Genomic DNA, 21,938 nt, shown 5'->3' with positions numbered 1-21,938 from the left:
AGCATGGCGATCCGGGACCTCCTGCGCGGGCGGCTGGCGCTCCGCATCTATCTCGTGGGGCTCGCGCAGATCGCGGTCGTCGTGGCCGGCTTCATCGCCGTCATGGAGCTGAACCGGCGGACCGGCCAGAGCCCCGGTAGGCAACAGCTCCGATTCATCGCCAGCGTCATCGCCCGCTCGATCGACGACCCGCGCGCGCTCGAGGGCGTCCTCGCGAGCGCGCGCGAAGAGCTGAGCGCCACGATCACCGTGATCGATCCGGACGGCGCGGTCCGCGCGAGTGGCGCCCCCGCGGGGGCTCTGCGCTGCGCCCCGACGGGCTCAGCCTGGCCGCCGGATTCCGAGACACCGCGCTGCTATACATCTCCGCTCCGCTTTCCGGACGGTCGGGACGGGCTGGTCGAGCTGATGGCCCCGCCGCCGCCGCCGCCGTTCAGCGGGCTGCGCGTGATCGCTTTCGTCCTCGTCGTGGTCGGCGTCTCGTCGTGGCTCCTGGCGCGCACGCTCACGCGCCCGCTGCGCCAGCTGTCGGCTGCCGCGCGCGCCTTCGGCGGCGGCAACCTGAAAGCCCGCGCCGTCCTTCCGAGCCCGGACGAGCTTGGCGAGGTGTCCCGCGCCTTCGACGAGATGGCCGACCGTGTGACCGAGCTGTTGCGGGCCGAGAGGGAGTTGCTCGCCAACGTCTCGCACGAGCTGCGCACGCCCCTGTCGCGCATCCGGATGGCGCTCGCGCTCATCTCCGAGGCGGAGGGAGACGTCGCCGTCGCGCGGGAGCTGTTCGCCGACGTCGGCGGCGACCTCGACGAGCTCGAGCGGCTCATCACCGACGTCCTCACCGCCGCGCGGCTCGACCTCGAGGACGCCGCCTCGCCAGGCGGCATCCCCCCGCTCCGGCGCGAGCACGTGGACGTCGCCGGTCTGCTCGCGCACGCGGCGTCGCGCTTCTGCGCGGCGCATCCGAAGCGGACGCTGCGGATCGACGTGCCCGAGGATCTGCCCTCGATCGACGCCGACGCCGTGCTCCTTCGGCGCGTCATCGACAATCTGCTGGAGAACGCGCACAAGTACACGGAGCGGACCTCTGCCGCGATCGAGCTCGTCGCGCGCGGCGGGAACGATGTCGTGATCGAGGTGATCGACGAGGGCATCGGCATCGCTGCCGCGGACCTTTCTCGCGTATTTCGGCCGTTCTTTCGCGCCGACAGGAGCCGCACCCGCGCGACTGGGGGCTTGGGGCTCGGCCTTGCGTTGGCGAAGCGCATCATCGACGCCCATGGGGGCCAGATCGAGCTCGTGAGCGCCCCGAACAAGGGGACGCGCGCGCGCGTGCGGCTCCCGATCGCGCGCGCGCCGGAGGCTCGTTCGATGCCCGCGCACGATCGCGGCGAAGGCTAAGCGCTTCGAGGAAGCGACCGCCCCCGGCGGTCGGGGGATGGGAATAACGACGTTCCAGGCCCGCGCGGGCGGGCCTCGCGTAGCGTCACTGGGCCGCCCCGGGCACGCAGAGGCCCATCATGCAGCTGTTGCCGGCCGCGCAGTCCTGCGCTCCGGCGCACGGGAACGAGCATCGTTGCGCGGTCAGATTGCACCTGTGCGTCCCGCAGCTCGCGTCGGACTGACACGGCAACGCCAAGGGGTTTGCCGTGGTCCCTGCGGCGGTCGCCGTCGTCGTGGGCGCCGCGGTGGTCCCTTGCTGCGGGTATCCTTGCTGCGGATACCCCTGCTGCGGGTATCCTTGCTGCGGATACCCCTGCTGCGGGTATGCCTGCGTGGTTCCCTGCTGGGGATATCCTCCCTGCGCCGTGGACGGGTCCTGCGCCGGAGGCTCGCTGGAGCAGGCGGTGAGCGAGATCGATGCGGTGAGGAGGGCGAGAGTGAACAGCGACGAGAGTTTCTTTTCCATAGAGCTGTATCCCCGAGCCTGCGGGATCGATGTTCTGGAGGTGTAAACGGAGTGTGAGCGATTGTGTAGCTCGCCTCGAGGCGAGCACGGCGCCCCGGCCCCCGCGTTTGCAGGCCTCGGTCAGGGCGCTCCGGTCACCGCGCGGGCCGCGGCGTAGGTGAGGGCAGCGAGCAGCGCCGAGGCCGGGATGGTGAAGATCCAGGCCCAGACGATGCGGCCTGCCACGCCCCAGCGCACCGCCGACAGCCGGCCGCTCACGGCGCCGACGCCGACGATCGCGCCGGTGATCGTGTGCGTGGTGCTCACCGGGACCCCCAGCGCGGTCGCGCTGAAGAGCGTGGCCGCGCCGGCGGTCTCCGCGGCGAAGCCGCCCACCGGCTTGAGCTTGGTGATCTTCATCCCCATGGTCCGCACGATCCGCCACCCGCCCGACAGCGTGCCCAGGCCCATGGCGGCGTGGCAGAGCAGCACTACCCAGAGCATGGGCTGCATCTTCGCGCCGCCCTCCTGGACGCCGGTCGAGACGAGCAGCGCGGTGATGATGCCCATGGTCTTCTGCGCGTCGTTGCCGCCGTGCCCGAGCGAATAGGCCGCTGCCGAGAGCAGCTGCAGACGCCGGAACCGCATGTCCACCGTGCCGGGCGCCGAGCGCCGCCCGAGCCGCCGGATGGCGTGCATCAGCACGAACCCGAGCGCGGAGCCCACGAGCGGCGAGACGACGATGAACGCCGCGGTCGTCCCGAAAATCTTCGCGTCGAGCACAGAGACGCGGCCGGCGTTGAGCACGGCCGCGCCCGCGAAGCCGCCCATGAGCGCGTGCGAGGACGACGAGGGCAGGCCCCACCACCAGGTGAGCAGGTTCCAGAGTATCGCGCCGGCGAGCGCCGCGAGGATCACGTTGGGGGTGATGAAGGCCGGCTCGACGCCCTTGGCGATGTTGCGGGCGACCGTCGGCTCGAACAGGGCGAACGCGATGAAGTTGAAGAGCGCGGCCCAGACCACCGCGCTCCGCGGGGAGAGCACCCGTGTGGAGACCACGGTGGCGATGGAGTTGGCGGCGTCGTGGAAGCCGTTGATAAAGTCGAAGGCCAACGCGACGACGATGATGGCGATGATGTAGGTCGTCATGCGTGCTCGAGCACCACGCCCTCGATGACGTTGGCGACGTCCTCGCACCGGTCCGTGGCGTTCTCGAGCTGATCGTAGATGTCACGCCACTTCATCACGAGCAGCGGGTCGCTGCCCTGCTTGAAGAGCGCCGCCAGGGCCACGCGGTAGTGCGCGTCGGCGGCGTTCTCGTGGCGGTTGATCTCGACGCAGAACTCGAGCAGCCGGGCGCGGTTCTTCACGTCGCGGAGCGAGCTGGTCGCCGCGCTCATGGTGACGCACGCGGCCACCACCGACTCCGCGAGGAGGCGCGCCTCCGCTATCGCGCTCTTGATCTCGAAGAGGACGATACGCTCGCTGGCGGCCTCGATGCAATCGAGCACGTCGTCGAGCCGGGTGATCAGCGCGTGGATCTCCTCCCGATCGAGGGGGGTGATCCAGGTCGTGTGCAGCGCAGCCAGGCAGCTGTGCGTGATCCGGTCGCCCTCGTGCTCGATCTCCTTGATTCTCTTGGCGATGGCCGGGGCGTCCTCCAGCCGGTCGAGCATTTCCAGGAGGAGCTTGCTCGCCGTGGCGCTCTTCTGCGCGTGCTCGGCGAGGGCGTCGAAGAAGAAAGCGTCCTGGGTCAGTCCCATGCCGAATTGATAATCCGGCATCGCGGGGCGCGTCAACGCGCGCAAACGAACCAAAACAACTCGTTAATAAATGAAAACAATGGGAGTCGCCTTCTCCTCTTGCGAGTCCCACCGTCGGTTTTACGATCAAGCCCGTTGAGCGGGTACCGCTCTCCTTCCGCCATGGACAGCATCATCGAGCGCTACGAGTACAAATACCTGATCCCGGATCGGCTCATCCCGGCGATCCGCGCCGCGGTGCGGACGACCTCGCGCATCGACAAATACGCCGGGCCCGACGGGACGTACCGCATCCGGTCGCTCTATTTCGACACCGACCGCTTCGACCTCTACTGGGCGAACGAGCGGGAGCAGGGGGATCGCTTCAAGCTGCGCGCCCGCGTCTACCCGGGAAGCAAGGCGAGCCCCGTGTTCCTGGAGGTCAAGCGGCGGGTGCTGGACGTCATCGTGAAGACGCGCGCGGCCGTGCCGGCGGAGCTGTGGCGCGAGGTGCTCGCAGGGCACGACACGGCGCTCTCGGCGCTCCCACCCGCGGCGCGGGCAGGGGCCCTGCGCTTCCTCGCCCCGTATCACCGCCACCACCTGCGCCCCGCGGTGCTCGTCGAGTACGAGCGGGAGGCGTTCATCAGCGAGCTCGAGGCGTACGCGCGGCTGACGTTCGATCGCAAGATCGCGGTGCAGAGCTGGGACTCGCTCGATCTGGAGGCAGATCCCCGGAGGTGGCGGCCCATCGATCATACGGCGCAGACGCGGACGGCGGAGCCCGTCACCGTGCTCGAGCTCAAGTTCGAGCGGCGGCCGCCGGCGTGGATGGTCGCCCTGGTCAAGCGCCTCGATCTCATCCGCTATTCGTTCTCGAAGTACTGCTATGGCGTGAACGCGGAGCTGACGCTGCCGGGGGAGCGATCGCCGAGGAGGGGCGGGCGCGGCGGGTGAGCCGCCGATCACCCACCCTTCATCTTCATCGTCGCGCGGCGCCGCCCGGCGCCGCGGGGAGGTGGCCGCCGACGGCGCGGCGCAGCTCGGTGAGCGCCGTGCGGTGGCGGCGCAGGAGCTCGAGGAGCTTGATCTCCATCTCCAGGCGCTGTTCGTCGGTAGAGAGGGCGTCCACGGCGGGGAGGGCCCGGTCCTCGAGGGCGCGCCGGGCCGCCGTGGCCGCGCGCTCGGCGACGGGGAGCGCCCGGGCGCGGAGCTCGGTGACCAGCGTCGCGGCGGCCTCGACCTCCCGGAGGTGCGCGCGCACCTCGCGCGCCACCAGCCTCACCTGGGCGGCGAGGCCGCTCCGCGCCGCGCGGGTCGCCGCCTCGGCGGCGAGGGTAGCCGAGCGGTTGGAGTTGAAGATGGGCAGCTCGATGCCGGCCTCGAGCGTCCAGCCCAGCCCGCGCTCGGTGCCCGGCGAGAACTCGTAACCGAGCTCCAGGAACGAGAACCAGGGCCAGCGCTTGCGGCGCTCGATGAACGCCTGCGCGTCGGCGGCGTCGATCTGCGCGGCCGCGGCGGCGACCTCGAGGCGGTTTCTGAGCGCCGTCTCGATCAGCGCGTCCTCCGAGGGGAGCGCGGGGGGCGGCCACGCGGCCAGCGGATCGCCGACGAGGCGCACGGGCGCGGCGGGGTCGAGCCCGACGCGCTCCAGGAGCTCGCCGCGCACGGCGCGCAGGCGCGCGCGGTGGTCCACGCTATCCTGCTCCGCCTCGATCGCGGACAGCTCCGCCTTGGCCTCGTCGAGCGCCGTAGCCGCGGCAGCCTGGACCCGGGTCCTGGCGTTCGCGGCGATGGCCCGGCGCGCCGCGACGAGGGCGTCCGCGGCCGCGATCTCCGCCTCGAGCAGGACCGCGTCGTCGAAGAGCCAGCGGATGTCCGCCTCGACGGCGAGCGCCTCGGCGTGGGCCTCCGCGCGCGCGGCGGCCTCCTCGGCGCGCGCCGCGGCGACCTCGGCGTCGATCTCGCCCGGGCGGGCGGGGCGGAAGCGGACCCCGGCAGCCAGCCGTGGCTCGCCGGCGAGGACTTCGTCGAGGCGCAGCTGCGAGACGCGGAGCTCCGGGTTCTCGTGGTGGCTCTCTGGCGCGGCCGCGGCTGAGGCCGCGGCCGCGCGGGCGGTGAGCTCGGCGAGGCGCGGGCTGTTGTCCCTGGCCATGGCCACCGCCTGGTCCACGGTCAGCGCGCCGGGAGCCGCGCCCACGGCCGCGCGCGCGGCGGGGCGGAGCGTGGGGCCTCCTCGCGGCGCGGGGTGAGCGCCGCCGCGCGCGCGGTCCTGGCGGTAGAGGGCGACGGCGCGCTCGACGCCGGGCGCGCTGCTCGGCGCGTAGCAGCCCGCGAGCGCGAGGCCCAGCGCGGCGAGGAGGACGCGCTCGACCCTCAGCGGTCCCACGAGAGCTCCTGGAATGACGGCGCGCTGCTGCCGGCGTCGAAGACGACCATCAGCTTGCCCGCGGACAGCGAGGGGGCGATCCCCTCGGGCTTCAGCCCCGGGAAGCGCTGCACGAGGCGCGGGGCGAGGGCGCCGGGCTGCGGGCCGTCGACCCGAAAGAGCGCGCCCGCGTCGCCGTCCGCCGTGGAGGGCGTCGACGCGATGGCGAGCGAGCCGTCGGGCAAGAACAGGAGATCGGAGATGCCGCCCGGCGTGGGCCGGCCCGCGAGATCCACGTCGACGCGCGCGCGCGCCCAGAGCGAGAGGCCGGCGTCCTCGAGGAGCTTCGGGTCGACCGGGGGCTCGCTCCCTTTGCCCTTGCCAGCGTTGCCCGTCGCGGGCCGCCGTTCCGGGAAGAGCGCGCCCGGCGACGCGATCCGCCAGATCATCGCGTTGCCCTGCGCGTCGAGCGGGGCCTTCAGCCCGAGGTAGAGCGAGCCCTGGTGGAAGGCGATGCCCTCGATGTCGAGCTCGCGTGTGCCGCGCGGGAGCCCGAGCGCCGCGGCGCGCTCGGCGCTCGCGTCGAGCATCTCGGCGAGGTGGACCTCGCCGTGCACGCGGAAGCCCTGCCCGTCGCTGCGCAGGCGGAGGAGCGCCGTGCGGCCCGGCTTGCGCCGCCCCTTCTTGTTGTAGCTCTGCGAGGAGAGGAGGTAGATCTCGCCCGCGTCGCCGGCGGCGATCCCCTCGACGTCGACGAGCTCGTCGACGCCCTGCACCACGACGGGCTCCGGGTCGACGGCGCCGGTCGCGGACATCGCGAAGAGCCACGGTGCGCCCTCGTCGTCCTTGCCGTCATGGCCCGTGTCGTCGCTGATGATCAGGTAGCGCCCCTCGGCGGGGCGAACGAGGAGCCCCGAGGGCTCGAACCGCGATCGCTGCGAGAGCGCCGGCGGCACCCGCATGGCGAGCGCGCGCATCGCTGCGGCGGGCGGCGGTGGGGCGGCGGGGGACGGGGCGGCGCTGAGCGCGGCGTGGCCGGGCTTGAACACCACGTCGAACGCCTGGCCGGCGGGGACGTCCACGGGGTACTCGAGCGCGATGGTGACCTCGCGGCCCCACATGGGCTGCCGCGGCGACGTCCAGCAGCGCATGGGCAGCTCGGCGACGAGCGGGCCCAGCGCGGCGATCTTGCCGGGGAGCGGCTCGCCGCGCTGGCCGCGGACCCAGAGCCGGGCGGCGTCCCCCTCGGCGAGGCCGAGGGCGGAGCGCTCCGGGACGCAGGCGACCACGGTGCCGCGCGGGCTCACCACGCGCACCACCGGCTCGCCGGGCGCGGCCACGTCGCCGACCTGCTTGTCGATGCCGGCGACGCGCCCGCCGCTCGTGGCGCGGAGCGCGTAGCCCGCCCGGCGCTGCTCGAGCACCTCGACGTTGCGCCGAGCGACGAGCAGGTCGGCCTCCAGCTTGGCCGCGGCCGCGGGCGGCTGCCGCTCCGCCTCCTGCCGGCGCTGCTTGGCGACCTGGAGCTGCCGGGAGAGGAGGCCGAGCGTGCGGGGCTTCTCCGCGGCGAGGGCCGCGGCGCCGGCTTGCTGCACGGTGAGCTTGGAGAGGTCGTCGACGACCGCCAGCCGGTCCTCGACGAGCTGCTTGACCCTGGCGACCTCGTCGCCGAGCACCTTGGTCTCGGCGCTCGCCTGGAGCTGCTCCTCGCGCTGCTGCGCCAGATCGCGCTGAAGCTCCTCGACGGTCAAGTCGAGCTTGCCGGCGAGGAGGGACTGCTCGGCCCGCGCTTCGGCCTCGATCTGCGCCGCCTCCGCCCGGGCGACGGCGATCTCGGCGTCGATCGCGGAGGTGTCCAGCGTGGCCACGATCTGCCCCGGGGCCACCTCGTCGTTGAGGCCGACGTGGATTGACGCCACCCGCGCGATCTCGGTGGGGGCGAGCGCCTGGAGCACCGGCTGCTCGAAGCCGACGATGGGCCCGCGATCGTCGCCGCCGAAATGGAGGTACGAGGTGACGCCGAGGGTGGCGGCCAGGCAGATCCAGGGGGCGGCGTCCTGGAGCGCCGCGCGGAGTCGGTGGGTGATCATCATGGAAGGATCCTCGCGCGCTGAACAGCGCAATGAATCAACGGCACTGGTCTACTGCCCTCAAAGCTCGTCCTGGGCCTCTGGCGCCACGCGGTGTGCAGAGAAGCAGCCGGTAGGGACCGGCGGGAGCGTGGGTATCCGAGGCCCCTGGTTCAGAGATCCAGCGTCGGCTCCTGCAGCAGCAGGGAGACGTCGCGCATCCCCGGGAGGGCTTGGAGGCTGGTGACGAGCGGGGTGCGGAGCTCGGGGGTGAGGACGCTGATCTGGTAGGCGTGCTCCATGTGCGTCCCCTGCGCGGCCTCGCGGAGCGTTACCAGCGAGAACGTGCGGCAGTGCGCGCGGAGGATCCTGGCGATCTCCTCCTCGACCCCCTGTCCCGGCGGCGCGACGAAGCGGAGGAGCCCATCCGGCTGCCGGCGCGCGCCGTAGCCCGTGACGTGGAGGAGCACGGCCCCGCCCCCGAAGATCAGCGTCCCCGAGATGGCGGTGCCGTAGGCCTGGAGGCCGCTCGCCATCCCCACGCCGAGCGCCGCGAAGACGAAGATGATGTCGCGCGGATCGCGCATGGTGGTGCGGAAGCGGACCACGCTCAGGCCGCCCGCGACGCCGATGCCGGCGGCGAGGTTAGCGCCGACGGCGAGCATCAGCATGCACGTGATGATGCTGCCCATGGCCATCCCATGCACGGTGGTCCGCGCGTACGACAGGCCGCGAAAGGTGGCCATGTACACGGCGGCGATCACCTGGCCGAGCCCGAAGGCGAGCAGGAGGGCGACCACGGCCCTGCGCCACTCGAAGGCGCTCCCGGTGATGACAGGTTCGAACAGCTCGTTCATAGTTGGCCCTTCCGCGCGGCGCTCGCCGGTGAGCGATCCCTGTGCGTCACTGCCCGAGGAACGTGGTCACGTCCTCTTGGCGCGTGCTGGCGTGGGCGATCAGCTCGTCCAGGGCATCGTTGAACGAGGCCTCCGATTCCACGAAGGTGTGTTTCTCGATCTCGCCCTCCGGGCCGACGACGTACGGTGCGATCAGCGCGTGCGCCTCGCGGAAGCGCTGCTCGGCGGCGGCCGGCTCGTAATCGACCTGCACGGTCTGGGCGAGGTTGTCCCGGTACATCTCGGCGTAGACCGGATCGTCGAGGAGGAAGCGGATCAGCGGCCATTCGTCGGTCACCTCGTCCAGCGAGAGGGACAGCCCCTGGCCGAATCCCCCGCTCGTCGCGAACGAGAAGCTGTGATCCCAGGGAATCCACCGGAACTGGCCGTCTCTGTCCTCGTCCGCGTACAGGAAGTAGTTGTGCGGCATGCGGCCGTACTGGTCCCAGTCCTCGATCACGGTGTTGACGGCGAGCCAGCGCAGGAAGCCCTCGACGTCGAGGTGAGCCTCCAGCCCGGCGCGCCACGCCGCGGCGTCGGTCCGGTCCGCGTGCAGCGCGTCGAAGAGCGCCTGCGCGTCCGAGAAGTCGGCCTCGTCCTCGTTGTTCTCCTTGCCGAGGGTGTCCGGATCCCACGTGGCCCAGGTCGCGCCGGCGCCGTCGGGCTTGTAGACGTTGCCCTCGTCGTTGTCGAACTGGGTCTTCAGGAACACCTTGTCCGAGGGGAGCTCGATCCCGGTGTACAGCCCGAAGTAGGTGGGCCCCTCTCCGTGGTCGATGAAGACCCGGTAGAAGGCGGTCGCCGGCGACGGGACGCCCGCTCTGGCGAAGATCTCGGTCGCGATCTTCTCGCGCACGAGCGATGGATCCCCCGTACCGTTGGCCAGGCTCAGGTTCTTGAAGCCGTAGAACCGCTGGTCCTTGATCTCCGGGTGATCGTCCTCGAACTTATCGAACGACAGGCGGAGCGGGAGCTTGAAGCTGCCCTGCGACCAGGACGTGGCCAGGCTGGAGTTGCCCTTGAAGCGGATGCCGACGTGATGCCACTCCCGGTCCTCGGTCGCGACGTCGCACTCGACGTAGATGGGCGTGTCGTCGATCAGATCGATGCTGCCGCCATCCGGCCCTCCCGGCCCTCCCAGCCCACCACTCGGCTGGCAGAACAGGCTGCCGTCGCTGTACTCGGCGCATGTCCCCGCGAGCTCGTTCCCTGCGAATTGCGCGGCGCAGGCGTCGCCGAGCGCGAGCCCGGCGCAAGCGTCGAAGAGCTCCTGCGGCGGCGCGCCGCCGGGGCCGCCCGGGGCGCTGCCGCCCTCGCCGCCCGGCCCGCCTGGGGCGTTGCCGCCCTCGCCGCCCGGCCCGCCCGGGACGCCGAGGCCGCCCTCGCCGAAGGCGCCCACCTGGGCGGTCATGTCGTCGAGCATCGCCTGCCAGTTCTCCCGCGTGATGGTGATATCGAGGCGCGGCACGCGGTCCTGCGGAAACGCAGCATCGTAGTCGGGGTCCTCCTTGGCGTCGTCCTCCTCGCCGCCCGAGCCCGCTCCCCCTGCGCCTCCACCTCCCATCCCCGTGCTGGCGGTTGTCCCCGTGGTTCCGTTGGCGTCAGGGGTCGAGTCGCCGCAGCCCTGAAGCGCCGCGGTGGCCAGCACAACGGCCGTCGCCGTGGTCGTAAGGAATCTAATCTCCATCGGTTCACTCCCGTGCTCGCGTGGTCGATGGAGATCCTGTGGCGAAAATGTGTCACACGAACGAAGGAATTGTTTGGATATGTGAAGACACCGTGAAAGACCCGACCCGCGCGTATCCCGGGAGCTCCGAGCCGTGCGCACGATGGATGGGTATGCGGGCATGGCGCCGGACTTCGGCCGGAACGCGATCGAGGTTCCGTTCGGCGATATCTATGTGACGATGACGAGCCTCGCATCAGGTGCCGTTGCGCCTGCGCCGGCCCGGCGAACCCGCTTGTCGCCCGCTCACTCCGGGAAGAACGTCTCGATCGTCAGCGCCGGCGTCCCGTCCGCGTGGACCCCGCCGAGCACCGCGAGCGTCCCGTTCGGCGCCGGTACCACGGCCGCGCCGCGCCGCGGCTCTCGCAGCGGCAGCTCCTCGACCTGGGCCGCCGCGACGTCGACAAGGAAGCTCCGCATCAGCCCGTCCTCGCCGGCCTCGGAGCCCACCGCGAGGATGCGCCCGCCCGGCAGCGCGAACGCGGCGACGCCCCCGAGGGCCGCGGTCAGCGCGGCCCCCTCGACCTCCACGGGCGCGCAGGTCGCGGCGCACCCCGGCGCGAGCCGTCGTGTGGGCGCCGCGGCGCCGCCCTGGACCCCGCCGACGAGCGCGATCTCCCCGGGGCCGGTCACCGCGGCGCCCGCCCCCTCGGAGGGGTCCGGCGGAAACGGCCTGGGTGAGAACGCTGTCGCGCCGTCGCCGAGCACCTCCAGCCCCGCGCCGTCCGCGCTCCCGCCGGCGACGACCAGGCCCAGCTCCTCCACCCACACGGCCGCGGCGCCGGCCCGCGCATGACGGAGCTTCGCCACCGAGAGCGCCCCGTCCGCGCCGACGACGAGCACCTTGTCCGAGGGCTCGCCCGGCGCCCCCGCGGCAGCGCCCGCGCGCGTCGCACCGACGACGAACGAGCGCCCGTCCGAGGCCTCGATCGTCCGGCCGCCCGCCACCTCCGCGAACGAGCCGAGCCCCTCGGGCAGCGACGCCTCGGCGCTCTGCCCCCCCGCGAGGTCGGTCCAGGTCGCGCCCTCGTCGTCCAGCGTGAGCAGCAGGTCTCCCCGGACGACGAGCGACCGCGCCGCCCGCGGGAGCGCGCCGCTGGAGGCGCTCCCGCCCCACACAGCGAGATCGTACCCGTCGAGCCGGGCCGGGTCCACGTCGCCCGCCGCGGCGCCCCCGGCCGCGGCCCCGCCGGTGAGGACCAGGTACCGCTCCGCGAGCGCCGCCCCGGGCGCGCCGACGCGCGACGCCGCGAGCTCGCCCGGCGGCCGCGCCCACCGGCCGGTCCGCTGGGCGAAGAGCGGCAGCACGGCGCCCGTCAGCGCGGCGAGGTAGATGCCCGCCGCGGAGCGGCCTCGCACCACCGTCGTGCCGCCCGCGTCGAGGCCGCGCACCTCGAACGTGTACGCCCGCTGCGCCGGGATCTCGCCGAAATCGAGCTCGCCGCCCGGCGCCGCCGCCGCCGACACGGTGACGTCCCCCTCCGCCGCCGTCGCGGTCACCTCGATCCGGGCGACGGGCGGATCTTCCTGGAAGGCGGTCGCCTCGTGCCCCGGCACGACGTCGATCGTGAGCGTCCACGGCTCGGACGCGCAGCCCAGGAGCGACAGGCCGAGCGCAGGCAGGACACGGCCCAGGGGCGGGGTCTTCATGAGGGCCGAGTCATAGCGCCTCGGGCGCGCGAAAGCCCAGCGGAGGTGGATGCGCGTCGATCTTCACCGCCCGCTACAGGTCGACCTGCACGCCGATCTCCACAACCCGCTCCGGCGGAAGCCTGAAGTAGTCGGGCACGGCGCCGGCGTTCCGCGCCATCACCGCGAAGATCGTCTCCGTGATCCTGCCCATCCGGCCCCTGTCGGTGGCGAGGATCGTCTCGCGGCCGAGGTAATACGCCACATCCGCGAAATCGATGGGCAGTCCGTGCGTGGCCGCGGCGCGCCGCAAGAGCGCCGGCACGTCGGTCGACTGCATGAAGCCCGAGCGGATGACGACCTGGTGAACCCCCTTGTCGAGGCTCGTCACGTCGAGACGCTCCCTGTCGGCGACCCGCGGCACGTGCTCCGTCACCACCGTCAAGATCACCACCGTCTCGTGGAGCACCTTGTTGTGCTTGAGGTGGTGCGTCAGCGCATAAGGCGTCTTGCCTGCGCGCGAGCTCAGGAACACCGCCGTGCCGGGGACCCGCGCGCGGCACTTCGCGTCGAGCTCGCGCACGAAGGCAGAGGCCGAGGGGGCCGCCCGCGTGAAGCGCTCGGCGAGGATCGCGCGGCCTCGCTTCCAGATCACCATCATGATGAACAGGACCGCGGCGATGACCGCCGGCACGTAACCGCCGTCGAGGAACTTGATCAGGTTGGCCCCGAAGAACGGCAGATCGAACGAGAGGAACAGGATCAGCAGCGGCAGCGCCCTCGCGAGCGGGGCTCCCCACGTGTGGCGCATGACGACGAAGAAGACGATCGACGTGATCCCCATCGTGCCGGTCACCGCGAGGCCGTACGCCGCGGCCAGCCGGCTCGACTGCTGGAAGATCAGCACGAGCGCGAGGCACCCGGCCGCGAGGGCCCAGTTCGTCAGGGGGATGTAGATCTGCCCCGCGGCCTCGCTCGAGGTGTGGCGCACCTGGGTCCTCGGCAGGTACCCGAGCTGGATCGCCTGGTGCGTGAGCGAGTAGGCGCCCGAGATCAGCGCCTGCGACGCGATCACTGTGGCCATGGCGGCGAGCGCGACCAGCGCGTAGGTGAGGGGGCCCTTCGGCACCATCGCGAAGAACGGGTTCGCGGCGGCCTCGGGCGCTCGCAGCAGGAGCGCGCCCTGGCCGAAGTAGTTGAGAACGAGCGCCGGCAGCGCGAGCGCGTACCAGGCGAGCCGGATCGGGCCGCGCCCGAAGTGCCCCATGTCCGCGTAGAGCGCCTCGCCCCCCGTGATGACGAGGACGACCGACCCGAGGATCGCGAAGCCGTGCAGTCCGTGGGCGGCGAAGAAGCGCGCGGCGTACGCGGGGCTCAGCGCGGCGAGCACCGCCGGGTTCCTGGCGATGAACACGAGCCCGAGCGCGGCGAGCGCTGTGAACCAGAGGACCATGATGGGGCCGAAGACCTTGCCGACGCGCGCCGTCCCCCAGCGCTGGACGCTGAAGAGCCCGACGAGGATCGCGCAGGTGAGCGGCACGACGAACGGCTTGAGCGCGGTCGTCGCCACCTCGAGGCCCTCCATGGCGCTCAGCACCGAGATGGCGGGCGTGATCACGCCGTCGCCGTAGAGGAGCGCGGCGCCGAGCACCACGAGCCCGGCGAGCCAGCCGACGCCCTGCGTCCCGCTGGCGCGCAGCCGCTCCGGCACCAGCGCGAGCAGGGCGAGGATGCCGCCCTCGCCGTCGTTGTCGGCCCGCGTGATGAACGTGACGTACTTGACCGTGACGACCATCATCAGCGACCAGAAGAGGAGCGAGAGCAGCCCGAGGACGTTCTCGGGCGTCGGCGGGACGCCGTGCGTGCCGCTCACGCACTCCTTGAGCGCGTAGAGCGGGCTCGTGCCGATGTCGCCGAAGACGACCCCCAGCGCGGCCAGGGCGAGCGCTGCCTTGCCGCCGTGGTGGCCGTGCGACGCGGCGGTGTCATGTCGAGCCGCGCCGCCGCGGGATGCGTCGTCGCGGGGCGCTCTGGGATCTGTCGATCCGCCAGGAGCAGACCGAGCGCCGGGAGCGGGCACCGTGGTGCCGGAGTCGTTCATGGGGCGGAGTCATAGCGCGTCGGCGGCGTTCCGATGGCGACCTCCACCTCCACGTCGGGATCGACCCCGCGGCCGTCGAGGGGCTCGCCGTCAGGCAACCTCACGGTCGCCACGGTGGCGTAGAACGCGCCCGGCTCGGCGACCCCGGGGAGGAGCCGCTGCACCGAGCCCTTGCCCCACGTCCGCTCGCCCACGACGAGCGCGCGGCCGTGCGTCTTCATGCAGCCGGCGAACACCTCGGCGGCGGACGCGGTGCGCCGATCGACGAGGAGCGCGAGCGGGAACCCGTAGGGACGATCCTGCTGCGAGCGGTACACCGTCTCGTCGCCGTCGATGTCGACGACCGACGCGATGGTCGCGCCCTCGGCGAGGAAATCGCCCGCCAGCGCGATGGCGGCCATGAGATCTCCGCCCGCACACCCGCGCAGATCGAGGATCAGCGCGGCCATGCCCTGCGCCGAGTGTCGGCGGACCGCATCGTAGATCCGTGACGACAGGCCCGCCGAGAAGACCGGAATCCGCGCATAAGCGACGGCGCCGGGGAGCAGGGCGTCCATCGCCTCGTCCGGCGAGGGCACGAGCGCCGCGGAGAGCGCCGAGAGCGCAGCGGCGTCGATCCGACCTGGGACGACGGTGGCAGCGTGGGTGAAGAACACATTGGTAACGCTCGGGACTGCCACCATGCAAAGCCCGGCGACCATGTTGTTGCCCGTCGCCGGACACGTCAGGTTGATGCCCGGCAGGCCCTCGAGGATGATCTTCGGATTCCCCATCGTGAACCGGCCCGGCCCCATGAACGGGCTCATCGTACCGGCCTGATCCCCGAGCGTGGTGGGCATCATCGAGCCCATGTTGAGCGCGTTCACGAACGAGAAGAACACCTTCACCGGGAACGGGACGGCGGTCGCGTTCATCGCCATGTTCGGATACGGGATCGGCGCGCCCACGGGCGGTGTCGCGCAGACGTCGGGGAAGCCAGCGTTCATCCCCGCGCCTCTGTTCGATGCAGGCAACATCGGGGCCTCCTAACCGAGGTGGATTTCGCGGCCGTTGATGGCCATCGTCTCCTGCGTGACGATGGACGCGTTCTTCGCGGTCAGGTAGGACTGCTCATCCACCACCGTGCGGGCCGTCCCGGCGCGCAGGTCCATCGCGTCGCGAACGCGCTGGTAGAGCGAGGTGAACTTCTGCACCACGCTGCCCGCGAACATCTGCAGCTTGCCCGCCTCGATCGCGACCGCGGGGCTGCGGATCGCGACGCCCTGGTCGCTCGTCAGCGTGAGCGGCCCGCCCTGGGCGCGGAGGTCGACCGCGCCCTGGAACGAGAGCGATGCCTTGCCGGTGCCGCGGAGGACGCCGATGACGTAGTGCTCGTCGTCCCTCCCGATCACGAGGAGCACGTCGTCCACCTCTGGCGCGTACGGGAACGCGAGCGCCATCTGCGCCGCTACGCGCTCGCCGCCCCGGATCTCGACCTCGATCTCGCGCGGCCCGACGCGGACCACGCGCCCGGGTCCGAGGTAATCGTCCGGCCGGGGCGCGGGGAGCTCACGGATCTTTCGTGCTGCCTGGGTCATGGGATCTCCTTCAGTCGTGCGGGGGAATCCAGGTCTCGGCCTCGAGGCGCTTGGCGTCGGTCCGTCTCACGCCGACGAGGCTCGCCTCGGCCCACAGCGTGTCCTTCTCGATGAGCGCGTGCAGGTTGGCGGTGAACAGGTCCGCATGCCGGAAGTCGGCCCCGGAGACATCGGCGTGGGAGAGATCGGCGTGATGGAGCCTGGCCCCAACGAACGAGGCAAAAGCGGCGCGGGCACGAACGAAGTTTGCCTCGCGGAGGTCGGCACCGCTGAAGCCAGCGTGCGTGAGATCGGCCTCGATGAAGGTGGCGTTGCGGAGCTTCGCCTTCGCCAGCAGCGCGTTCTTGAGGCTCACCTCGCCGAAGAAGGCGGCCTTCGCCTGGACCTCGGCCAGGTTCGCGAGATCGAGCTTGGCCTCCTTGAAGTTCGCGCGCTGGAGGATGCTCGCCTCCAGGTGGGCCCGGCGAAGGTCGGCCTCCGTGAAGTTCGCCTCCGTGAAATCGCAGCCCCGCAGGTCCATCCCCTGCATGTCGGCCTGCCTGAAGAAGCACCGCTGCATCGCGAGGCCCTTGAGGCGCAGGCGGCGCAGATCCACGCCGGAGAAGCCCACCGCGACGAAGACAGCGCCGTCGATGATGAGGCCGTCGACGGTCGCCTGGTCCAGGACGGAGCTCCTGATCGTCGCCCGCGTGAGGTTCGCGTTCGTCAGGTCCGCCTTCCCGAGCATGCAGCGCTCGATCCGGGCGCCGGAGAGGTTCGCCCCGCGGAGGTTGGCCCCGTTGAGGACCACCATCGTGAGCTCGTGGCCCGACAGGTCGACGCCGGAGAGGTTGGCCTCCTCGAGCAAGCACATCGGAAAGCGCGCGCCGGTGAGATCCGCGCCGGTGAGATCGCACTTGCTGAGGTTGCACCGCTCGAGGTTGGCGCCGCGCAGGTTCGCGCCGCAGAGCTTCGTACCCTGGAGCGAGGATCCGGTGAGGTCCACGTCGGAGAGATCGATCCTCGAGAGATCCATGCGCTCGATGTCGGAACCCTGGACCTTGGCGCCGCGCAGATCGGGAGCTCCGAGGAGCGCGCCATCGAACAGCGTCCTATCGATCTTCTTGGGGAGCACCGCGCCGCGGAGATCCGCTTCGGAGAGCAGGACGCCATCGAGCGTCGCTCCCGTGAAATCGGCGCGGACGAGCTTTGCCCGGGCGAGCACCGCCTCCTGGATGCGCGCGCCGCAGAGCCTTGCGCCCGTCAGATCCGCGTCGGAGAGCGTGGCCTGCACGATCGACGCTCCGGAGAGATCTGCGCCGTCGAGCTTCGCGCCCTCGAGGCAAGCCCCCTCGAGGTCCTGGCCTCGGAGGCTCACCCCGGAGAGCGACGCATTGTTCAGGAGCGCGCGGCGAAGCTTGATGCCCTCGAGGTCGGCGCCCAGGAGGTTGACCTGGTTGAGCATGGCCCCTTCGGCGTCAGCGCCGCGCAGCCGGGCGCCGCCGAGATCGGCCGCCGCGAGCACAGCGCCCCTCAGGGAACACCCCTCGAGGTTCGCCCCGGTGGCCTGGAGGTCGACGAGATGCGCCTCGTCGAGCTTCGCGCCCGCCAAGCTCGCGCCGTCAAGGCGCGTCCTGACGAACCGCGCTTTCGTGAAATCGGCCCCGGTGAGGTCGCGCCCGCGCAGATCGAGGCCGGAGAGCGTCTCTCCGGCGAACGAGCGCCCCGCGCGCACCGCAGCCTCGATCAGATCCGGTGTGAGCCCGGGGATCATGCCTCGTCCTTCATCGCGCGCGTGAGGTTCGCGCCCGAAAAATCGCAGCCCTTGCCGGAGGCGTGAAGGAGCTTGGCGTCATACAGGTTGGCGCCCTTGAATCGGACGCCGCCGATCGCGGCCTTCGACAAGTTGGCGCCGAAGAGGTCCGACTCGGTGAAGTCCGCGTGCTCGAGCGACGCCCGGTAACAGCCCGCCTCCCTCATGATCGCGCGACGGAAGCAGGCCCTGGACGCCGAGGCCTCCATCAGCTCGGCGTGCGGGAGGATCGCGCGCGTGAAATCGGCATCGTCGAGCGTCGCCTTCATCCACACGGAGCGCTCGCCGCGCGCTTCGATCAGCTTGGCCTCGCGGAGATCGGCCCCCATGAAGCTGGACCGGGTGAGCGTCGCGCCCGTGAGGTCGGCGCTCTTCGCGCCGACCTCCAGGAAATGGCAGCGCACGAGCGACGCGCCCGTGAGATCGGCGCCGGCGAGGTCCGCTTTCCGTAAGAGGGCATCCTGGAGCGAGAGGTCTTTCCCATCGATCCCCGCGAGGTTGGCCTGGGAAAACATCGTGTATTCGCCCTTGGCCCCCGCGAGCGACGCGCCCGACAGGTTCGCCTGCTCAAAGAACGTTCGGTTCAGGGTCGCCTTGTGGAAGATCGCGCCTTCCGCGCGGGCGCTGGTGAGGTTGGCGAGCGTCAGGTCCGTGCCGGTGAGATCGGCGCCGGTGAGATCGGCCTCCACGAGCACGGCGCCGTCCAGGCGCGCGCCGGCGAGCCTGGCTCCGCGCAGGTTCGCGCGGGCGAGGTTGGCGTCGCGGAGGTTCGCGCCGCGAAGGTCGGCGCCGCGGAGATCCCGACCCTCGTAATCTTGCCCGGCGAGGTCCTTGCCTGGACCGGGCTCCTGGGGCGCGGGGCGATTCAGGATGTTGGCGAAGAACGGGTCTTTCTCGAATGCTGCGAGGTCTTCGCTGAGCTTCTTGGTCTGCTCGCGGAGCATCTTCGCCTGCTCGTCCGGGAGCTTCACGGCGCCCGTCTGCTCGCCGAGCGCCCTGTTGAGCTCCTCGTCGAGCATCGCCTTTGTCTGCTTCATTCCGTCGAGCGCGCCGGCCAGTGATCTCGCCGCCCAGGCGGGTGGGGCCCCGGGCCGGAGCGAGACGGCAGGGGCGGCGTTCGCGGCGGCGACGCTCTTGTCCATCTCGGCAGCCGCCTCGGCGATCTTCGCCTTCACGTCGATGTGGGCGCCGGAGCCGGCCATCCCGGCCGTGAACGCCGCGGCGCCCTGCGCCGACAGATCGGGTGGCATCGGATCGTAGGCCAGGAGCTGGGCCACGGCTTCGGCGGTCTGCTTCTCTATGTCCGCCGCGCCGGGGACCGCCACGGGCATCGCGTCGAGCGCCCTGCGCACGCTCGCTGTGAGCGGATCCGGCGCTTCCGTTGGGTGCACCGGCGTCTTGCCTTCTGCGCGATCTTTGGCCCGCTGCTGCATCTCATCGAATCGCGCGAGGAGCTCGGGGGGCATTCGCTCCTTGATGCCCAGCGGATCGGCATCGAACGCTGCCGTGAGACCTCGGTAATGCTGCTCAGGGAGCGGCGGATCGCTGAGCTTCTCCGAGCCGATGAGCACCGTCTCCACGTCCTTCATGTCGTCGGTCTCGATCGCGTCGAGGCCGCGCCATGTGAGGTACAGCTTGCACGCGTCGAGATCGACGAACAGCGTGTCGAGGCTCATGGGCACCTCGCGGAATCGCTGATTCTTGTCGCTGGCGAACGCGCGAACCCGGAGGCCGGGCAAGCTGGTCTCGAGGACCTGCGCGGTCGGGTGCATGTTCTGAAACACGAGGGCCTCGTCGCCGCGGAGGTAACCCTCGAGCTGCTGGTCGGCCGGAGCGGCGTTGAAGAACGACCAGTCGAAGTCGGCCGAGAAATAGGGCCAGCGCTCCTTCCGGTAGCTCGGGCCGTACTCCTTGCCGACCTTGGCGGCGCGCTGGGGCCATGCGGGGTTGATGGGCCCGAAGCCCGCGGGGCCGGGATCATCGCGGCGCGAGCGGATCACCGCGCCAGCGTGTTCCACGTTGGGAAGCTCGCGCCCGCCGAACCCTTTGCCCACCGGGTTTCTGGCGTAGCCGGCGCCCCCGAAGGCGTGCGTGCTGCCGAGCGGCATCTTGGTGAAGGGAGCCCGCTCGCTCATCACCGCGTTCGCGAGGTCGTCGGACCAGAACCGCCGCCCCACGACGCGGAGGATTTTCGACCAGCGTCCCACCGTGAACCGCACCGGGCATTCGGGGAGGGGCTTGCCGAACGGCGTGTAACAGGTTCCGCGAAGCATGACTTCGGCGCGGGGCTTCCAGTCCGCGAAGTCATTCGGATACAGGCACTCGCCCGCGCGCTCCTCGTCGTCGTCACGGTACGTGTCCGCGGACATGGGACCTTGCGCGAGCAAGCTGGGCCCGAGACCGGGCGTCTCGGGCAGGGCGAGCGGTTTGCCTGGCGCGAGCACGTAGGTGGCGCGCACGATCAAGGCCATCTCGGGGCGCCGCGAGGAGTGCCGGGAGGTGACCTTGGCCCCGAAGGGGAAGGGGGTGAGGTTCTTGGTCTTCACGAGTCACCAAGGAAGGGGATCGTGAGGGATATCTCAGGCATAGTTGTGCATGGCCGCGAGGTTATCGACCTTCACAGACAGGTACGTCGCGGTCAGGCACAGATCGCTCACATCGTTTCTGATCACGTTCTGCTTTTGCAGGAGTTCGGTCTTGACAGCGGCGATCTGGTCCCTGACGCCCTGGATATCGCTTTGCTTCACGGTCACCTGCTGCACCCCGCCCTTGAAGGTCGTCGAGCTCCCGGTGACGTGGGTCTCGGTGGTGTTGTACGAGAAGACTGTGCCCACCTTGATTTCCCGAACGAAGGGCGCGAGATCGGCCTTGAGCAGATAGATGGCGGCCTTCACGTCGTAGTAGGCCCCCAGGCACGCCTTCACGTCGACGAACAGCAGAGGCGCCGTTTGGAGCTGCACGAAAGGCCCGGCGGCGAACCTGCCCACCGCGAACCCCCCCGTGACGGTCACCTCCTCCCGGGATCCCGTGAAGGACATCGAGAAGACGTGCGGCACGGGCTTCGTTATCGAGCCGACGTAGGTCTCGATGGACTGCGCCCACGTCTTCGAGCGGACCACCGGATCTGTGCTCGTGTCGACGAGCCCCGCGCCGTCCTTGCCGGTGATGCTCTCCTTCAGCGAGCCCTCGAAGTACGTGATCTCCTTGCCGCTCGACCTCTTGGTCGCGTTCTTTGGGCTGCTCTCCTCGTAGGTTGCCCAGACCTTTTCGCTCTCGAGGTACTCGTGCGTCTTCGTGTACTCGAGCCCGCCCGAGATGTCGACGACCCTCAGGTCGCCGGTGTCGTTGGCCTTCCGCCGCCCGAGGACGACCATCTTGTAATTCCCCTGAATGACCTCGATCTTGTCCCCCGCCGTGGTGGAGATGCGGTTTCCATCCGAGTGATCCCACCAGCCGCCCTTGGTGAGGAGGCGGCGCGTCTCGGCCTCGCGGTTGTCCGTCGTATTGGTCTCGACCGAGCTCGAGCTGGACGACCCTTTGATGTAGAGGACGTCCGTATTCTTGTCGTCCCGGATGCGCGTGTCGTCGACGAAGCCGCGCATCTTGTTTCCCTTGAAGGGATCGCTCGTGAAGAGCTTGTCGTCGTTCGTGGACGTCGAATCGTCGGACGCCTGGGCGGTCGCGACCTCTTTCGGATCGCCCACGAGCTTGGCGAGCGTGAGGCTGTCGGAGAACCCCGTCGGCGCGCCGGCGCTCGTGGCCGAGTCCACGCTCACGGTGTAGCTCGACGACGAGCTGCCCGAAGCGGTCACGGGGAACGAGCCCAGCCGGAGGAACGAGTGGCCGCTGGGTCGCGTGACGGCCGTCGTCGTGGTGCCGGTCGGCCCGGTCACCGTCGTGGTCGTCGTCGCTCCCGACGTCGTGGTCGTCGTCGTGGTCGTGGGCGAGGTCGGCGTCGAGGACGTCGTGACCTGGGGCGCCGAGAGCCACGCGACATCCCCCGCGCCGGCGAGGGCGTCTTCGACCACGAAGTTCGGCACCACCATCTGGGCGTATTTGTACTCGACCTTGTCGACGTCGAAGGTCTCGCCGCTCGTGCCGCTGCTGTTGTCTCCTGCCGTGAACCCATCGTCGGTAGCCATCCGTGCTCTCCTCT

General features: G+C 70.8%; 16 protein-coding genes. 2 read left to right on the top strand and 14 right to left on the bottom strand.

The features are described 5' to 3' along the window. Positions 1-3: 3 nt before the first annotated feature. The gene (locus WMF19_RS21125) at positions 4-1,395 is read left to right on the top strand and encodes a HAMP domain-containing sensor histidine kinase (RefSeq protein WP_437900744.1); all 1,392 of its coding nucleotides are present in this window, start codon (positions 4-6) and stop codon (positions 1,393-1,395) included. Positions 1,396-1,480: 85 nt separating this feature from the next. On the opposite strand, the gene WMF19_RS21120 is transcribed toward WMF19_RS21125, so the two are convergent. From WMF19_RS21120 to WMF19_RS21110, 3 genes are all read right to left on the bottom strand, one after another. Further along, the gene (locus tag WMF19_RS21120) at positions 1,481-1,903 is read right to left on the bottom strand and encodes a hypothetical protein (protein WP_437593893.1); all 423 of its coding nucleotides are present in this window, start codon (positions 1,901-1,903) and stop codon (positions 1,481-1,483) included. Between the two features lie 120 nt (positions 1,904-2,023). After that, a complete protein-coding gene (locus WMF19_RS21115) occupies positions 2,024-3,031 on the bottom strand; it encodes an anion permease (RefSeq protein ID WP_437900743.1) in 1,008 nt (335 codons plus the stop codon). Then, positions 3,028-3,666: a DUF47 domain-containing protein gene (locus tag WMF19_RS21110; protein WP_437900742.1), complete on the bottom strand. Its 639-nt coding sequence runs from the start codon at positions 3,664-3,666 to the stop codon at positions 3,028-3,030. The genes WMF19_RS21115 and WMF19_RS21110 overlap by 4 nt, the downstream gene beginning before the upstream one ends. 114 nt (positions 3,667-3,780) lie before the next feature. Between WMF19_RS21110 and WMF19_RS21105 the strand changes: the two genes are divergently transcribed. Continuing rightward, complete coding sequence (locus tag WMF19_RS21105; protein WP_437900741.1) at positions 3,781-4,581, top strand: polyphosphate polymerase domain-containing protein; 801 nt, start codon at positions 3,781-3,783, stop codon at positions 4,579-4,581. Between the two features lie 25 nt (positions 4,582-4,606). Here the strand turns inward: WMF19_RS21105 and WMF19_RS21100 are convergent, their stop codons facing one another. From WMF19_RS21100 to WMF19_RS21050, 11 genes are all read right to left on the bottom strand, one after another. Further along, entirely contained in the window at positions 4,607-6,013 is a 1,407-nt protein-coding gene (locus tag WMF19_RS21100; RefSeq protein WP_437900740.1) for a TolC family protein, read from the bottom strand. After that, on the bottom strand, positions 6,001-8,085 hold the full coding sequence (locus tag WMF19_RS21095) for an HlyD family efflux transporter periplasmic adaptor subunit (RefSeq protein ID WP_437900739.1): 2,085 nt from the start codon (positions 8,083-8,085) through the stop codon (positions 6,001-6,003). Before WMF19_RS21095 ends, WMF19_RS21100 begins: the two co-directional genes overlap by 13 nt. Positions 8,086-8,234: 149 nt before the next feature. Beyond that, positions 8,235-8,918 (bottom strand): DUF4956 domain-containing protein, encoded by a 684-nt coding sequence (locus WMF19_RS21090; protein ID WP_437900738.1) that lies wholly within the window; start codon positions 8,916-8,918, stop codon positions 8,235-8,237. A gap of 46 nt (positions 8,919-8,964) precedes the next feature. Then, entirely contained in the window at positions 8,965-10,644 is a 1,680-nt protein-coding gene (locus WMF19_RS21085; RefSeq protein WP_437900737.1) for a CotH kinase family protein, read from the bottom strand. A gap of 285 nt (positions 10,645-10,929) precedes the next feature. Continuing rightward, on the bottom strand, positions 10,930-12,333 hold the full coding sequence (locus tag WMF19_RS21080; protein WP_437900736.1) for a hypothetical protein: 1,404 nt from the start codon (positions 12,331-12,333) through the stop codon (positions 10,930-10,932). Between the two features lie 73 nt (positions 12,334-12,406). Then, positions 12,407-14,413 (bottom strand): potassium transporter Kup, encoded by a 2,007-nt coding sequence (locus WMF19_RS21075; protein ID WP_437900735.1) that lies wholly within the window; start codon positions 14,411-14,413, stop codon positions 12,407-12,409. Further along, positions 14,410-15,399: a S41 family peptidase gene (locus tag WMF19_RS21070; protein WP_437900734.1), complete on the bottom strand. Its 990-nt coding sequence runs from the start codon at positions 15,397-15,399 to the stop codon at positions 14,410-14,412. The genes WMF19_RS21075 and WMF19_RS21070 overlap by 4 nt, the downstream gene beginning before the upstream one ends. Before the next feature lie 39 nt (positions 15,400-15,438). Beyond that, complete coding sequence (locus WMF19_RS21065; protein WP_437900733.1) at positions 15,439-15,990, bottom strand: DUF3540 domain-containing protein; 552 nt, start codon at positions 15,988-15,990, stop codon at positions 15,439-15,441. A gap of 10 nt (positions 15,991-16,000) precedes the next feature. Next, entirely contained in the window at positions 16,001-17,743 is a 1,743-nt protein-coding gene (locus WMF19_RS21060; protein WP_437900732.1) for a pentapeptide repeat-containing protein, read from the bottom strand. After that, a complete protein-coding gene (locus WMF19_RS21055; protein ID WP_437900731.1) occupies positions 17,740-20,328 on the bottom strand; it encodes a DUF2169 family type VI secretion system accessory protein in 2,589 nt (862 codons plus the stop codon). Before WMF19_RS21055 ends, WMF19_RS21060 begins: the two co-directional genes overlap by 4 nt. Positions 20,329-20,361: 33 nt before the next feature. After that, positions 20,362-21,924 (bottom strand): hypothetical protein, encoded by a 1,563-nt coding sequence (locus WMF19_RS21050; RefSeq protein WP_437900730.1) that lies wholly within the window; start codon positions 21,922-21,924, stop codon positions 20,362-20,364. Positions 21,925-21,938: the final 14 nt, after the last annotated feature.

Origin of the sequence: Sorangium sp. So ce124, assembly GCF_051525235.1 — a bacterium.
Classification (GTDB): Bacteria; Myxococcota_A; Polyangia; order Polyangiales; family Polyangiaceae; genus Sorangium; species Sorangium atrum.
Note: the sequence above shows the minus strand (reverse complement) of the source record. Positions and strands in the feature narration are given on the sequence as shown.

Excerpts from the sequence above, each read along its gene's own strand:
- WMF19_RS21125 (WP_437900744.1), top strand. The coding sequence starts at position 4 with ATGGCGATCCGGGACCTCCTGCGCGGGCGGCTGGCGCTCCGCATCTAT.
- WMF19_RS21120 (WP_437593893.1), bottom strand. The coding sequence starts at position 1,903 with ATGGAAAAGAAACTCTCGTCGCTGTTCACTCTCGCCCTCCTCACCGCA.
- WMF19_RS21115 (WP_437900743.1), bottom strand. The coding sequence starts at position 3,031 with ATGACGACCTACATCATCGCCATCATCGTCGTCGCGTTGGCCTTCGAC.
- WMF19_RS21110 (WP_437900742.1), bottom strand. The coding sequence starts at position 3,666 with ATGCCGGATTATCAATTCGGCATGGGACTGACCCAGGACGCTTTCTTC.
- WMF19_RS21095 (WP_437900739.1), bottom strand. The coding sequence starts at position 8,085 with ATGATGATCACCCACCGACTCCGCGCGGCGCTCCAGGACGCCGCCCCC.
- WMF19_RS21090 (WP_437900738.1), bottom strand. The coding sequence starts at position 8,918 with ATGAACGAGCTGTTCGAACCTGTCATCACCGGGAGCGCCTTCGAGTGG.
- WMF19_RS21085 (WP_437900737.1), bottom strand. The coding sequence starts at position 10,644 with ATGGAGATTAGATTCCTTACGACCACGGCGACGGCCGTTGTGCTGGCC.
- WMF19_RS21080 (WP_437900736.1), bottom strand. The coding sequence starts at position 12,333 with ATGAAGACCCCGCCCCTGGGCCGTGTCCTGCCTGCGCTCGGCCTGTCG.
- WMF19_RS21075 (WP_437900735.1), bottom strand. The coding sequence starts at position 14,413 with ATGAACGACTCCGGCACCACGGTGCCCGCTCCCGGCGCTCGGTCTGCT.
- WMF19_RS21070 (WP_437900734.1), bottom strand. The coding sequence starts at position 15,399 with ATGAACGCTGGCTTCCCCGACGTCTGCGCGACACCGCCCGTGGGCGCG.
- WMF19_RS21065 (WP_437900733.1), bottom strand. The coding sequence starts at position 15,990 with ATGACCCAGGCAGCACGAAAGATCCGTGAGCTCCCCGCGCCCCGGCCG.
- WMF19_RS21060 (WP_437900732.1), bottom strand. The coding sequence starts at position 17,743 with ATGATCCCCGGGCTCACACCGGATCTGATCGAGGCTGCGGTGCGCGCG.
- WMF19_RS21050 (WP_437900730.1), bottom strand. The coding sequence starts at position 21,924 with ATGGCTACCGACGATGGGTTCACGGCAGGAGACAACAGCAGCGGCACG.